Annotated in this window: 10 protein-coding genes; 4 read left to right on the forward strand and 6 right to left on the reverse strand. The window is 38.2% G+C overall.

Features of this window, described 5'->3' with window-relative positions; genetic code table 11:
• Window positions 1–67: 67 nt before the first annotated feature.
• The gene (locus VK159_RS02610) at window positions 68–1,210 is read right to left on the reverse strand and encodes an NAD-dependent epimerase/dehydratase family protein (RefSeq protein ID WP_324228580.1); all 1,143 of its coding nucleotides are present in this window, start codon (window positions 1,208–1,210) and stop codon (window positions 68–70) included.
• Window positions 1,211–1,804: an acyltransferase gene (locus VK159_RS02615; RefSeq protein ID WP_324228581.1), complete on the reverse strand. Its 594-nt coding sequence runs from the start codon at window positions 1,802–1,804 to the stop codon at window positions 1,211–1,213.
• 157 nt (window positions 1,805–1,961) lie between these two features.
• On the opposite strand from VK159_RS02615, the gene VK159_RS02620 reads away from it, so the two are divergent.
• Window positions 1,962–2,864, forward strand: a complete 903-nt coding sequence (locus VK159_RS02620) for a hypothetical protein (protein ID WP_324228582.1) — start codon at window positions 1,962–1,964, stop codon at window positions 2,862–2,864.
• A 56-nt stretch (window positions 2,865–2,920) separates the two neighbouring features.
• Window positions 2,921–3,652: a class I SAM-dependent methyltransferase gene (locus VK159_RS02625; protein ID WP_324228583.1), complete on the forward strand. Its 732-nt coding sequence runs from the start codon at window positions 2,921–2,923 to the stop codon at window positions 3,650–3,652.
• Between the two features lie 63 nt (window positions 3,653–3,715).
• Here the strand turns inward: VK159_RS02625 and VK159_RS02630 are convergent, their stop codons facing one another.
• Window positions 3,716–4,630, reverse strand: coding sequence for an FkbM family methyltransferase (locus VK159_RS02630; RefSeq protein WP_324228584.1), 915 nt, complete (start codon window positions 4,628–4,630; stop codon window positions 3,716–3,718).
• 128 nt (window positions 4,631–4,758) lie between these two features.
• Between VK159_RS02630 and VK159_RS02635 the strand changes: the two genes are divergently transcribed.
• Window positions 4,759–5,493 (forward strand): FkbM family methyltransferase, encoded by a 735-nt coding sequence (locus tag VK159_RS02635; RefSeq protein ID WP_324228585.1) that lies wholly within the window; start codon window positions 4,759–4,761, stop codon window positions 5,491–5,493.
• Between the two features lie 61 nt (window positions 5,494–5,554).
• Entirely contained in the window at window positions 5,555–9,115 is a 3,561-nt protein-coding gene (locus VK159_RS02640; RefSeq protein ID WP_324228586.1) for a LamG-like jellyroll fold domain-containing protein, read from the forward strand.
• A 334-nt stretch (window positions 9,116–9,449) separates the two neighbouring features.
• On the opposite strand, the gene VK159_RS02645 is transcribed toward VK159_RS02640, so the two are convergent.
• The 3 genes from VK159_RS02645 to VK159_RS02655 form a co-directional block, all read right to left on the reverse strand.
• Complete coding sequence (locus tag VK159_RS02645; RefSeq protein ID WP_324228587.1) at window positions 9,450–10,727, reverse strand: PKD domain-containing protein; 1,278 nt, start codon at window positions 10,725–10,727, stop codon at window positions 9,450–9,452.
• Window positions 10,728–11,515: 788 nt separating this feature from the next.
• On the reverse strand, window positions 11,516–12,265 hold the full coding sequence (locus VK159_RS02650; protein ID WP_324228588.1) for a LytTR family DNA-binding domain-containing protein: 750 nt from the start codon (window positions 12,263–12,265) through the stop codon (window positions 11,516–11,518).
• Between the two features lie 118 nt (window positions 12,266–12,383).
• Window positions 12,384–15,335, reverse strand: a complete 2,952-nt coding sequence (locus tag VK159_RS02655; RefSeq protein WP_324228589.1) for a sensor histidine kinase — start codon at window positions 15,333–15,335, stop codon at window positions 12,384–12,386.
• Window positions 15,336–15,343 lie beyond the last annotated feature (8 nt).

Raw genomic sequence — 15,343 nt, forward strand, 5'->3', positions numbered from 1 at the left:
CCGCATGTTATTCGCCATAAAAACGAACCTCGTAAGTTGACATAATTTACTCGTTCATTTTTGTGGCTCATTTCATTAAACCTTTTGCTTTCATTTCACGTATCGACTCTTCGTACTTACTGCTTTGCACCTGTTGCCCATTCACCCATTCAGTAAATTTCTTTAAGCCTGTTTTAAAATCAACGGAAGGTTTAAAGCTAAGTGTTCGTTCAATCTTACTAATGTCTGCATAATTATGACGGATATCGCCCAGCCGATAATTACCACTAATCTGAAGCGGAACTTTCACATTGTAATATTCAACCAACAAAGACGCCACTTCCTCAACTGTTGTAGCAACGCCTGTTCCTACATTGAATACCTGGCCGTTTGCCTCGTCTTTTTCAATACCAAGAAATGTTGCGTTCACCACATCATCAATAAATACGAAATCACGACTTTCTTTCCCGTCTTCAAAAATATTTATGGGCTTGTTATTCTTAATGAGTGTAGAAAAAATGGAAAGAATACCTGTGTATGGATTGCTTAATGATTGTCCCGGTCCGTACACATTCTGGTAACGGAAAGCAACCGCTGCAATACCAATAGATGAACAAACCGTCATCACCATTTGTTCCTGGTTATACTTTGTAATTCCATAAACTGATGAAGGATGGACTTTCGACTCTTCATCAGTAGCAGTTAATTGCAACGGACTTGTTGCGCCGGGATATGTTACTTCAAAATCACCTGCATCCATCAAAGCAGCCGTACGATGTTCAGGATAAACAACACCCAACTCTTTCGAAATGTATTTTCCTTCACCATAAATAGCACGTGAAGAAGCGATCACTACTTTCTTTACATTAGTTTTATGATTGGCCAACAGATCGAGCATAATTGCTGTGCCACCAATGTTCACATCGACATACTTACTTACCTGGTACATCGATTGACCTGTACCTGTTTCAGCAGCCAGATGAACGATCACCTCATTATCCGCAATGGCTTTTTTCCAATCATCAACAGAGGTTACTGTTCCTTTAATGAAGCGAACCTTATCTTTTATTGATCGGTATAAAGGAGATGTTGTTTCAGCATCAGTACCATGTATCTGTTCGGAGAGGTTATCCAGCACCGTTACCTCATATCCATGCTCCAGCAAGTGTAATGCAAGGTTTGAACCTATAAAACCTGCTCCTCCGCTAATTAAAACTTTACGATTACTCATTTAAATAAATTGTCCTTCTTTATCTGTTTTGCACCACTGTTTTGCATCAAAATTATAGCGCTTGATAATAACAGCCGGACTGCCAACTGCCACACAATAATCAGGAATATCTTTTGTTACAACTGAATTAGAACCGATCACGCTGTTCTTGCCAACACTGGCCCCAATCACACAAACATTTTCACCTAACCATGCGCCATCTTTTATGATCACAGGATTGGCTTGACGGATTGGCTGATCGATAACAGACAATTCAACATTTTCATAGCCATGCAGGTTATCGCTGAGATAAACCTTATCTGCCATCAACACCTTCTTCCCTATTTCAATTTTTGATGTGGCATAGATATGACTGAAACGACCAATGTATGTTCCATCGCCAATTGTAAGTGCAGCATTTGCATCACCCGTTAATGGTTCGCAGGCCAACCACGCTTTATCATTGACGTAAACTTTTGAACCAATGAAAATGCGGCCGTGGCCTGTAATTGTTGGCGAAATTAAACGGGATGAAGAACCGATCTTGCCCAGCATCAATTTGTAAACAGGATAGCGAAACAGGTAGTAAAATAATAAGCCTATTTTCCTGAGCATAGAAGTCGGTCGTTTCTTGATTGTGTTATCTGCAAAAGCCTGATTATCGGTCGAATTGCAGGCTGGCAAGGTAATACATTTCCATTTAATCACATGGAGGACTGCTGATTACAATGGCGTAAAATAGCTACTTTTGAGGGGCACAGTAAAACAGCATATGAACATTTTAGAGCGGCTCTACATTGCGGTATTTAAACAGGAGGCAAAAAGAAAACTATTTACCAAAGCTCTTTCGAGTGTACGTCAGCCTGACCTGTATCCCGCAACTGAGCCCACTGCTGTTCACTTCAAACATTTTGGATTGGTGGGCGATATCATCTACGCCATACCTGCCATGAAAGCATTGGCAGGCGATAAAAAGATCCATCTTCATTTGCAGATCAATCAGAAATCGTTGTACAAAAAGAGCATGAAGCATGCGAATGAAGGCAAGATCCTCACGGAGAAAAGTGTGGAGATGATCGCCCCTCTTTTACTTTCACAACCTGAGTTTGCAGTTTGTGATGTATTGACTGATCAAAGGATCGATTACGACCTCGATGAATTCAGAAATTTTCCGTTTGATTATAATACCAATCATATCTGTCGCTGGTATTTTCACATGTACGGAATTAGTGCCGATCTTGGAAAACCCTGGTTAGCTGTTGAGCCTGACAGATCATTTGCCGATGAAATTGTAATTGCCCGCAGTTTTCGTTACAGGGCACCTGGTATCAGTTATCAATTTCTGAACACGTACCCGAACCTTACATTTGTTGGGCTGAAAGAAGAATATGAAGATCTGAAACAATCGATTCCAAAGCTGAAATACAAACCCGTTCAAAATTTTCTTGAATTGGCGCAAGTGATTGCCGGATGCAAATTCTTCATCGGCAATCAATCATTCCCTTTTTCATTGGCAGAAGCATTGAAAGTAAAACGTGTGTTAGAAGTTTGTTTCGAATGCCCCAATGTAATCCCTGAAGGGAAAGATGCGTATGACTTTGTTTACCAGGGACAGTTTGAAAAGATTGTGAAGCAGTTATCAATCCCGGCTAAACACACTAATAGTAACGGGTAAAAAATAAAAAACATTTACATTTATTAATTAGTATTAAAACTCATTCAATATAAAACATGCCTGATCTCATTAATGATGAAATAAAAAAAAGTGCCTATTTCTCAAACAGAAATGTGGATGCAAGTTTATATACCAACTATAATCTTCCAAGATACCTTACGCCATATTTCCAGCAAAAAGATAAGGTCTTGAACATTCTGGATATTGGCTGTGGTCTTGGTCAAGCATTAAACTATCTGAAGAATAAAGGGTTTGAAAAATTATTCGGAATAGACATTAATGACGAGTCAATTGATATATGCCGGAAGAATGGTTTAGCAGTTGAGAAAATAACAGACATCAGAGAATTTGCTAAAAACTATACAGGCGAAAAGTTTGACCGTATTATTATGAGTCATGTTCTTGAGCATATAGACAAGAACTTGATCATCGACACTTTAATTCATATCAGGAAATTTCTTTTGAAAGAAGGCGGAGTGTTTTTATTGATGGTACCCAACGCACAATCATATACCGGGTCCTACTGGCGTTACGAAGATTTTACACATACCATTCTTTTTACAGCCGGCTCATGCAATTACGTATTAAAATCTGCAGGCTTTACAACCATTGAGTTTATTGACCCTGATGGCACGAAGCATATGTCAGCCATAAAAAGGTTTATAATTAGAAGCTTGCTTGGTTATCACAAATGGAAGGAAGATGTATGGAATAAAATTCTACAAACATCATTTCACAGAACAAGCCCGAGGATATACACGTTTGAATTGAAAGTGGCTGCCAGCTGATTAAACGGGAGCTATACTTCTATCACTGATACATTGATTCATAATTCAATCAGGGAATTTTTGTTATGAATTCTTCCTGCAATATTCTGCCTCTCCATCGAAGAATTCATCGGCCAACAGATCATCCTGTTGATGAAAAATGCAAATATCGTAATACCCTATCAGGTTGTTTTTCCCGATAGCATATTCATGCAAGTAAGTAATCTCTTTTTGATTTGACATTGAGGTTACTAGTAGCAGCCTTCCATGATAATCAAAAAAAGCAATTTTGTTGTAGCCATATTCAGTAAATGAAAGTAACGTGGATAACCCATCTTCATTTATTGCTTTCATTACATCCCGGTTGTATTCAAAAAAAAGAGCCGGCTGGTCTTTCCTGATACGTTCGTAAGCACCTCGCAAAACAATTGTATCAAAACCTTCAATATCTAATTTTATCAGTTTGATGACTCGGTCATTAAAACCCTCCTGCAATACTTCATCCAATGTTTTAAAGGCAATCACTCTCGTCCCACTTTCTGAAGGGATAACAGTGGTATTAGCACCACTGCTTTCCAATTCAACTTTAAGTTCCTGCCTCTTATCTCCTAGAAAGCTGTTAATAATTGAAATATTAGAAAATTGTTGAGCATTTTGTTTCAGAAAACTGTAGGTAACCTCATCACCCTCAATTCCAATTATCGGCACTTCAACAACAGATTTTACAATCGCAATAGTGTCACCCACATTTGCACCTATGTCAACAATAGTCATTTCAGGATACTTTTTAGCAATTGAAGCTGCAAGCCGCCCTATAATACTATTAAAATCCGGGTAAATGTCATAAGTTCTGGAAAGCGTATTATTGCCTGGCATATTGATAGAATATTTACCAACCTGCACCACATTTTTCTTTCCGCTTTTTGAAACATACCAATCATCTGTTTTAATGACCTCGTATCCAAAACGGTTTAATATTTTTCTGATTATCTTTCTCATTTTATAAAATTAGCTCACGCCAGCTTACTGCAGATCGCCGTTTTTAATATTGTAAAGTATAGCTATTTGCAAATCCCCAACAACCGTATCTTCGTTCAGTAAGAAAGAATCAAAATCGATCCATCTTTATGAGTTTTTTCAACCTAAAGGAATTTAAAAAAATCATCACTTCCACTTTTTTCAGGCACTTAAGATCCAGCTATTCACAAAGTGGCGAAGATATAATTATTAGCGATTTGTTTGCCAGATTGAATATTGTTCAGCCCAGCTACTTAGATATTGGAGCAAATGAACCAGTCGCATTAAGTAATACATACCGCCTTTATACCAAAGGCAGCCGGGGTGTATGCATTGAACCAAACCCCGTTTTGTATAAAAAATTGCGTCAAACCAGGAAAAAAGATGTTTGCATTAATGCCGGTATAGCTTTCAACGAAAAAACAGAAGCTGATTACTATGTTTTCCAGGATGATGCGCATGGACTTAATACTTTTTCAAAAACGGATGCAGATTTTTGGGAACAAACCGGCATTGAAGCCTTGGGCAGGTTTCAGGTAAAAGAGGTTATTAAAACAAAGCTGATCAACATCAACGAGATAATTGCCAATTATTTTAATCCCTACCCCAATTTCATTTCACTTGACGTGGAAGGTCTCGATCTGCAAATTGCACAAACGCTGGATTTCGATAAATACAAACCAGAAGTCTTTTGCGTTGAAACTTTGATGTATACGAGTAATAAAAAAGAAATTAAAAACCTTGAGCTCATCAATTTCTTTGAAGACAATGGGTACTTTGTTTACGCCGATACGTATATCAACACAGTTTTTTGCCGAAAAAGCGCATATAAAAATTTGGCATAAATAAATTATGTTGCTTTAGATGGTAATGTTATTTTTTGACTATTTTAGGCAATACTCCTCTATGACCAGACTACTAATCCTGTTGCTTTTTATCTCTGAAACGCTTTTTGCTCAGGTAAACTTAACTCAAGGCTTAATCGCCCATTACCCATTTTCAGGAAATGCAAATGATGTAAGTGGAAACACTATTAATGGTACTGTTACGAATGCAACTTTAACAACTGACAAAAACGGGAATCCTAATAGTGCTTACTATTTTAATGGGACAAACGCTTACATTCAATTACCTTATTCAGCTCTGTATAACTTTTCACCTCAGGATTCCTTTTCTATCTCTGTTTGGATATTACCTGATCCCGGGAATCAAACTCCAGCTCAGGCACTCGTGGTAAAATCGCCTCCTCATCCTGATTTTACCTTGTCACTTTGGAATTATGGAAGCTACATGATTGATTATAAAGCTATGAGTGGGTATGCCTATACTCACATCTTAAATGGCTCAACAGTATTTACTAATTCACCATGCTGGTATAACATCATAACTACTTACAAAAATGGAGTTTGGAAACTTTATGTTGATGGGAGACTTGAATCAACAGATGCATCTCAAACAAAATTTATACTTCAGGATGGAACTTCCAGAATTAATTTTGGAAAAAAGGGAGAATCATTTGGCAATTTTTATCAAGGCAAAATGGATGATGTCAGACTTTACAATCGTGTATTAAATACGGACGAAGTAAATGCCATTGTTGGCAACTGCCAGGTTCTTCAAACACCGTGTAACAATTGGTTAAAAACAACCAACCCCGGTGATGCAGTTAAAATCGGTGATCTTGATATCACAGGAAACAAAATAACAGTAGAAGCAAGCTTTAACCGAACAGCTCCTTACACAGGTGGCTATTTATACGGAGGTGACCTGGTATCAAAACACGCCGACCCAACTGATTGTAACTACCTGTTAAGACCAAATAATGCCGAAATCACCACAACTAATGGCTTTTTTCAAACACCTCCGGTTTGCGAGATAGAACTTAATAAAACCCATCACGCAGCAATGACCTATGATGGAGCGAGTTTAAAATTTTACAGAAACGGTTTCCTCTTAAAGGAAATCCCGGCTTCAGGCAACCTTATCCTTAACAATTGGCTTACGACTATTGGAGATTTTGCACCCGGCACTCTTGGGGTTACTGAAAACCTGAACGGCTTTATCAATGAAGTTCGCATCTGGAATGTGGCCAGAACACAGACAGAGATAAAAACTTACATGAACTCGCCATTACCAAATCCTGCAGCACAAACCGGGTTACTTGCATATTACAGCTTCGATAATCTGCTTAATAAACAAGGAAATCCCAGTTGGAACGCAACGCTTCTTGGAAATGCATCAATTAATGCAACCAATACTTCATGCACATTTGTAGCAGACTCTTGTTCACTCCCCCTTTGCCCGGCAAAAAGTGATTTTTCTTTTAAGCAAAACGTTTGCAGCCCTTATGAACTTACATTCTCAACAACTGCCAACGGATACCAAAATGTTTTTTGGGATTTTGGTGACACAAATACTGCTACAGGCTCTTCAACTATATCTCATACTTATGCATCGCCGGGCAACTATCTTGTGACAATGATCCTGAAGTATCCAAACTGTTCCGACACGGTGCGTAAAACATTTTCTGCCGCAATACAAAACGACAATCAAACAATTTCAACAGCTGACACAACAATTTGCATTGGCAGCAGCAAACAGTTAAAAGCAGCGCCAGCATTATCTTATTGCTGGTCGCCTGCCACGCATTTAAACAACCCTACAATTCAAAATCCAATAACATCTTCTCCGGCAAGCATTACTTATTATCTTACTTCAGAGAAAAAAGGAACGAACCTTGTGGTGAACGGTAATTTTTCAGCGGGTAACACAGGCTTTTCGTCAGATTATTTATACTCCCCTTCGTCAGGCTTTAATCCCGGTGTTTATACCGTGGGCAACAGCCCTGTAGCATGGCATCCTCAAATGCCAAGTTGTACCGACCATACCGGTGCTGGTGGAAATGGAAATATGATGTTGGTAAATGGAGCTGAAGTATTAAATGTGAAGGTATGGACACAAACAGTTGCGGTGCAGCCTAACACTAATTATGCATTTGAAACATGGTTACAGCATGTTACTAGCGTAAATCCTGCGAGCTTGCAATTTTCAATTAACGGCGTTACGATAGGCCCGATATTCACAGCAAATAATACCAGTTGCGTATGGGACAGGTTTTACACTACATGGAACTCTGGGAATAATACATCCGCTACGATTTCAATTGTAAACCAAAACCAGATCTATACAGGTAATGATTTTGCATTGGATGATATTTCTTTCTCCCCTATAATCATTTCAAGGGATAGTGTAAAGATCACAGTTGACACTCCGCTTATCAGCACCAGTTCTGATTCTGCTATCTGCACAGGATCATCCATCCAAATAAATACATCCGGCGCTTTAAATTACCAATGGTCGCCTGCAAGCGGACTTTCAAATACTGCTATTTCAAATCCGCTCGCTTCTCCATCTGCAACCACAAAATATATTGTTACAGGAACAAACAGTTTTGGTTGTATAGCCAAAGACAGTATTACTGTTACCGTAAAACCAAAACCAACCGTAAGTATTTCGAACGACACATTGATCTGTAGTGGCAGTGGAATACAATTAACCGCTGGCGGAGGCGCTTCTTACAGTTGGTCGCCGGTTAATACTTTAAGCAATGCTGTTATTGCCAATCCTATCGCAATCCCATTGGTTGGTACAACGTATCATGTTACTGTAATAAACGCAGATAATTGCAACAGCACCGATTCTGTTCGAGTAGATGTAAGGCAGCCAAATACATTCAACATCAGCCCATCAACACCAGTTTGTATTGGAGACAGTGTTCAACTAGCAGCTAATGGCGGCGATATTTATAACTGGAGTCCCGCATCAAATCTTTCGAATACTAATCTTGCGAATCCGCTGGCATATCCAACAAACACAACCAGCTATGATGTAACAATTACAGATACCCTTTGTAATATTTCTCAAACATTAACCACAACCGTTGTTGTTAATCCATTACCTGTACTTACTACATCAAAATCAAATGATGTTGATTGCAGCAATGCGACCAGTCAGCTGAATGTTTCCGGAGCCATTCAATATGCATGGATGCCCTCAGGCACATTGAACAATGCAGCAATCCAAAACCCAATTGCATCACCATCAACAACAACAAACTACATTGTTACCGGGAAAGATATAAATGGCTGCAGCAATACCGATAGCATTACAGTTTTAGTAACGGCTGCAAATTCCGGCAACTATTTAATGCCAAATGCCTTTACACCAAACAATGATGGAATAAATGATTGCTTCGGAATTAAAAACTGGGGGCCTGTTACTGATCTCGAATTCAGCGTTTATAACAGATGGGGAGAACGGGTCTTTTACACTACAGATCCTAATAGCTGCTGGAATGGAAATTATAAAGCAACAGCTCAAATTCCGGGAGTTTATTCTTATGTGATCAACGCAAAAAACGCATGCGGCATCATTAAAAGAAGTGGGATTGTAACACTTGTGAGGTAAAAAGTATAGGGTTTTTCACAAAAGGTAAAAAACTATAATGATGCAATGGAATATAATTTGGGGATGTTTCTTTTATTCAATTTAGATGTATTATTAGTTAGCGAGATAATAAAAGTAATAATCTCGATTAAAAGAGCTCTGTCGTATTAAGGCACAGAAAGAAAACAAAAAACACTTCAAACTCATTAAATATTATTGGCTTGTTTACCATATCAGACAACTACAGTAAAACTCATATTTTTCGTTAGCAGCATTATTATACTTTCTGAATATGGAAGATCTATAAAACAGGAAAGGGGCATTGCCCCTTTCCTGTAATTGCACCTCAATTAACTTATCGATATTCTATTACAAGCTTAGGTCTTTTAGCAGCATTTGTATTATTAGAACTTCCAAATGTCATGGAGCGATAATATGTTTCATTCTGAAGCATGAAACAAAATCCATAATTAGCATTACTTGTATTTACCATCGATTTTACCATTTCTGTTACATCTATGTCTGTAACAGTATAACCCCATTGTGAGGTAGAAGCTGGTATAGCTACTCTGTTAGTTTCTGTAACACTTGGTTGTGTATTCCAGGTAACGGAACTTTCTGCCCAGTTACTTGTAACTCTCTTAATCCAAAGCTCGTTAGTGCCAAATGCATTATAACCAGAGCCCGGATAATAAGAATTGCCTACTGTAAATGTCCCACTTGAAGATACCCCGTATAAACTTAGTTTCGCCGATATGATAGTAGCATTTTGAGGTATGGCATTTAAACCTGGGAATTTAAGGAATGATCTAATTTGTCCGGTTGCGCATCCATTATTATCAAATGTCCACGCTCCCACTGGCATATCCTCAACCTGAGGCTGTAAGGTATTGGCTGCATTGGCAAAAGGTGTGCCTGTAGTACAACTTTGTGTAGCAAAAACGTACCCCACCTCTGCATCCGCTGCAGCAGGCTGAAGCGTAAGTAGCTGAATTACCGGTTTTTTCACAACAATCGATGTGGTATCCACACCAACAGCACCTTCATTATCGGTTACCATCAATTGAAAAATGTATTTGCCCTCACTCAAACCAGAAATTTGTGTTGAAGCAGAACCTGGGTTACCAACAATAGAAACTGAAGGACCAGAAACCTGGCTCCATAAATAAGCCGTAATAGTTCCATCACTATCTGTTCCGGACCCATTTAATGTAGCTGTATTTGTTGGCAATGTTATCTCAACGGGATTTCCAGCCTCCGAAGTCGGTACTTTGTTAAATGGCGCCAATACTGTAACAGATATAGTATCGCTTCCTGTTAAACCTTCGTTATCGGTAACAGTAAGCTTAAAAATGTATTGCCCTTTTGTGAAGTTATTAACCACCGTAGCGGCAGTGTTTGCTGATACGATTACCGGGGTTCCTGGTCCCGATACCTTACTCCACAAGTAAGATACTACGGAACCATCAGCATCCTTCCCACTTCCTGAAAGTGTAACTGAGTTGTCTGGTAATTGAATGACTCGGGCCAAACCGGCATTTGCAGTTGGGGGGCTCGGAACTCTATCTTTTTTCTTGCAACTAGAGAATATTAAAAAAGCCGTACATAAGGTAAAGAGGAATTTTCTTTGCATATTTTTTTAAAGTTTTTGACTCAGGCTTAATTTAAAAATTAAGACAACTGCTAAAATATTTACCGAAATAAAAGTAATTGTTTTGTATTTAAAAGATAATCTACTGCTTAAACATATTATGGACGTGCAGATTTCGGCTATATGTGTGCGCAAAAGATATCGTTTGATGATTTACTTGTGAGTATAAATGGATGATTGTCCATTTTTATTAAAGTGCTTTTTTCAGATTGTTGTTTGAAGCAGGTACCTGGTAATTAAGCCCACTCCCAATTTTGGACCGATATTAAATCAGTGAAAAAACGGCTCGGCATGAAAAGATAGGCTTAAGAGCAAGATATTTTTTAAAGTTTTCTTGGTGCCATCATCACATAATAGCACTGAGATAGTTCAAGTTCATCGTTGACACTCCGCTTATCAACGCAAGCTCTGATTCTGCTATTTGTATAAGATTAAAATTGTTACCAATACCGACTGCATTAGAAGATAAGCACAAAGTTTATTTTATATTACATATCCTACTACTTGCTTAACTGGAAATTATAAAACAATGGCTCAAGTTCCGGGAACTTATTCTTATATGATCAGCGGGAAAATGCATACGACTTCATTAAAAGAAGTTGAATGCAAAACTTGTGAGGTAAAAGTATAGGGTTTTTCAAGGGTGGTTAAACAACGGCCATAAAATAATAGGTAATGCGAAGCTAGCCCTAATTCCATAAACATAATGAACAGAGACAGTTTACTTGGCAGGCGTGTAAATAGATAAATAACTGTGTATAAATGACTGGTCAGAAGCCGATACGCCTCAGGAATTCGTCTTTTCGGCGGGTAGCCACCTCAAGAAAGACCCCATTGTCCATTTCCACTTCCCCGCCCCTTCCTTTATGGTATTTTTTCACTTTATTGAGGTTAATAAGATGCGAATGATGAAGCCTGAAGAAAATACTTTCGGGCAGCATTTCTTCATATTCTTTCAGGCTTTTAGCCGATACCAGTTTATTTCCATTCTCTGTAAAAATAAATGTGTAAGCACCGCTTGCTTCACAATAAAGGATGGAATCTGTTTCAATAAATTCCAATTGATCTTTAAACGTAGGAATGGCAACTTTCTGTAAAGCGACAGATGGCTGCTTCATGTTCTGCAGTAAAAAACTCAGTTGCTGATTAATATTTTTTTCATTAACCCTGTGTTCAGCTTTTGTAACAACAGCTTTCAGTTCATCAATATTAACTGGTTTTAAAATGTAATCGAGGGCAGAATATTTGAAAGCCTTAAGTGTATATGAATCAAACGCTGTAACAAATACGATTTCGAAATTTACAGGCATTATTTTATCAAGCAGGTCGAACGCATTGCCATGTGGCATTTCAATATCAAGCAGAACAAGATCGGGTTGCAATTCATTGATCAGTTGACGGGCAGTTTCAATATTATCTGCTTCGCCAATGTGTGTCGCATTGGGACAATACAATCGCAGCAATTCTTTTATAATCCTTAAATTCTTTGGTTCGTCGTCAACTGTTAATACTTTCACCATATGCAAATTATTATTTGTCTGATGCCGGAAAGCGACGCTTTCCATACACAAAAACACTGCCAAGGGTAAAATTAGATAATAATCACACGTTGAACTTTATAAAGATTTTTTAAAGTCATTAAACGGGAAACAGCACCCTTATCCTTGTACCGGAAGCATTCCCGTTCGGGTCTTTCAGGTCTTCAATTACAACTTCAATTTTTCTTTCCTGGCCTTCATTTAAAAGCGTGATACGCTCAGCAGTTAACGACATGCCACGTGACTGGTACTCGATCGGGTTTACTGCCTTTAATTCCATGGCCTTGTCCCTTCCAATACCATTATCTTCAATAATACATTCAAGCAACCCCGGATATTCAATAAATGACAGCGAAATTACACCATCAACATTTTTCAGATAGCGTACACCATGCCGCAAGGCATTCTCCACATATGGCTGCAAGAGCAAAGGTGGAATTTCAAGTTGAGACCCGGGCTGCTGCGTTTGCACGTTTACGTTATAAGTAAACCCACTCTCCATTCTTGCTTTCTCAAGATCAAGATAAGTGGAGAGATAACTAATCTCCTCATCAAGAGTTATAAGCTCCTTTGATGAAAATTCAAGTGTTTGCCGAATTAATTTTGAAAAGCCTGATATAAACTCATTAGCACCTTTCACATCACTGTCTATTACATACTGCTGAATTGAATTAAGACTATTGAAAATAAAATGCGGATTCATTTGTGCTTTTAAAGCCATTTGCTCTGTATCATTGATCTTTTGTTTCAGATCTTCCTGTTGTTTTTGCCGCAACCTGATATCGCTGATCCTTTTCCTGAATAGCAGAATTACGAGAAACATCAATAAAGAAAAAGCAGCTACCCAAAACCAGGTTGTGGCCCAAAACGGAGGCTTACACAAAACTGACAGTTGAATAAAACTCACTGAGCTGCTCCATGCATCGTATTCCCTTTTTGCCTGTATTTCCAGTTTATAACTGCCATAGGGCAATGGATTGAATTGTATCTCCCGGTTATTTGTATAGATCCAGTTTGAATCGTAGCCTGACAATCTGTAGCGGTAATTATTTTTACCGGCAGCACTATAGTTCAATGCTTCAAAGCTGATATTAAGATTCCGCTTTCGATAGCCAAGTTTTAGTAATTCGTCAAGAACAACGGGCATGTTGTTCAATTTAGTCTCTTTTATATACAATGGAAGCCCAGAAACCTCCTTAGACATAACCGCCTCGGGGTTAAGAAATGAAATACCATTATTGGATGCCACTACTACATCTTTGCCATCCTTAATAATCGAGTTTATTTCATTTGAAAGAAGCCCGTCCTGCACTGTAATATTTCTAACCACATAGCGAAATGGCCGTAATGAATTTATTGTGACTATGGAAATACCATTGTTTGATGCCAGCCAAATATCATTTTTGTCAACATAGACCTTCCGGATGTTATCACTTACTAACCCGTCAGAATGCTTAACCTGGTAAATACTATCATTCACCATCAGCAACATACCATTCCCTCTTGTTGAAAGACATAGAAATTTGTTTTGAAAATATGCTATATCTGTTATACGGGAACTAAGGATTTTCTTTGTTGAATCATATGGGGTAATATCCCTTTTAGCATAACGCCACAGGCCGAAATGATTTCCTACGAGTATTGTTCCATTATTTTCTATAAACAATTTAGCTGTTCGGAAACCATTCAATGAATATGTTTCGTAATTTTTAAAATTACCGAACTTATACTCATAAATACCTGTTGCCAACCCGCTGTAAAGGGTGCTATCTCTAATAACAAAATTTGAACTATTAGGTATCTGGAAGTAAGTAACAGGACCAAACTCACTACCACTATCTTCGTCCCATATCTTCAAATTAAACCAGCCTATTGATCCACCAACCAAAATAAAAGACCGGTCAACTTCATATAATGCAGTAATATCTTTTAGCCTGAGTCGAATGCTTTCCAAATTTGAACCGACCTTGAACCTCAGTAATTCATTACCATGCACAGCGGCCAATATTGAGGAATCCTTTAATTTGTATAACAGGTTTATTCGTTTATCAATTATAGTCCCTTTTTGCGCCAGATGTTTTATTCTGAAATGATTCAAATAATAAACTCCATTTGTGAGTGTAGTAAACCAAACACCTCCTTCATAATCCTTTTCGATTGAAGTAACATGTATTCCTCCAAGGTACTTTTCAACCTCTTCCCCTTTCTTATTCAAAAGCTGTATGCCTTGCTCGGTTGCGAGAAAAATATTATTATCAATTTCTTCGACATCGTCAATTGTATATTGTGTTTGTACTAAGCTAAAATCAGTTTCGGATCTAATGATCACATAACAATCTTTGGTATACAATATAAACCTACCGTCGGCCAGCTGTTTCAACCTGCATCGCTCATGTTGAATAAGCTTTGGTATTTTCACTAGTAAGCTTCTGCCTGCTGCATTAATATTGAACTCAGTAATCGTATCATACTTTTGAATAGTATTCAGAAAACCTTGAGGGAAAGTGACTACACGAACAAAAAAGTCTGTTTTTTTTATCTCAATTGTAGTGTATCTCGCCCTGCTTTTAATTTCCATCTGCCTCTTTAGTATACCTTCGGCATTAACAGTGATATAAATTGGCCCCGACGAAGAAACATGCACCACTTCACTACTATCAACATACATTGACTGTATTACACCGGGTTTAATTGCTGCAACCAATTTATCATTCCACTTGTAAATCTCAAACTTCCCATTCTCGTAATAGAACAACCGGCCAGAAAATGTGAAGGCCCATACTCTTTTCTTCCAGTCTTCAAACAAGCCCATGATCGAATTATCAGGCAGGTTGAATGTTTCAAATTCATAACCATTATACCTTGTTACTCCATGATCAGTAGCAAACCACATATAATGATTGGCATCCTGCAATACCTGGTAAGTTTCGGAGCTGGGCAATCCATCTGAGGGGGTGTAATTTTTAAACTGATACCGTAACTCCTGTGCATGAAGAAACACTGTTAAGCAAATGAACAGGAATACGAAACAAAAGCGGAGAATGTAATGCATCCGGTTAA

Origin of the sequence: Lacibacter sp. (assembly GCF_035299325.1) — a bacterium.
In the GTDB taxonomy this organism is placed as follows: domain Bacteria; phylum Bacteroidota; class Bacteroidia; order Chitinophagales; family Chitinophagaceae; genus Lacibacter.

Excerpts from the sequence above, each read along its gene's own strand:
- VK159_RS02615 (WP_324228581.1), bottom strand. The coding sequence starts at position 1,804 with ATGCTCAGGAAAATAGGCTTATTATTTTACTACCTGTTTCGCTATCCT.
- VK159_RS02645 (WP_324228587.1), bottom strand. The coding sequence starts at position 10,727 with ATGCAAAGAAAATTCCTCTTTACCTTATGTACGGCTTTTTTAATATTC.
- VK159_RS02620 (WP_324228582.1), top strand. The coding sequence starts at position 1,962 with ATGAACATTTTAGAGCGGCTCTACATTGCGGTATTTAAACAGGAGGCA.
- VK159_RS02610 (WP_324228580.1), bottom strand. The coding sequence starts at position 1,210 with ATGAGTAATCGTAAAGTTTTAATTAGCGGAGGAGCAGGTTTTATAGGT.
- VK159_RS02650 (WP_324228588.1), bottom strand. The coding sequence starts at position 12,265 with ATGGTGAAAGTATTAACAGTTGACGACGAACCAAAGAATTTAAGGATT.
- VK159_RS02655 (WP_324228589.1), bottom strand. The coding sequence starts at position 15,335 with ATGCATTACATTCTCCGCTTTTGTTTCGTATTCCTGTTCATTTGCTTA.
- VK159_RS02635 (WP_324228585.1), top strand. The coding sequence starts at position 4,759 with ATGAGTTTTTTCAACCTAAAGGAATTTAAAAAAATCATCACTTCCACT.
- VK159_RS02640 (WP_324228586.1), top strand. The coding sequence starts at position 5,555 with ATGACCAGACTACTAATCCTGTTGCTTTTTATCTCTGAAACGCTTTTT.
- VK159_RS02625 (WP_324228583.1), top strand. The coding sequence starts at position 2,921 with ATGCCTGATCTCATTAATGATGAAATAAAAAAAAGTGCCTATTTCTCA.
- VK159_RS02630 (WP_324228584.1), bottom strand. The coding sequence starts at position 4,630 with ATGAGAAAGATAATCAGAAAAATATTAAACCGTTTTGGATACGAGGTC.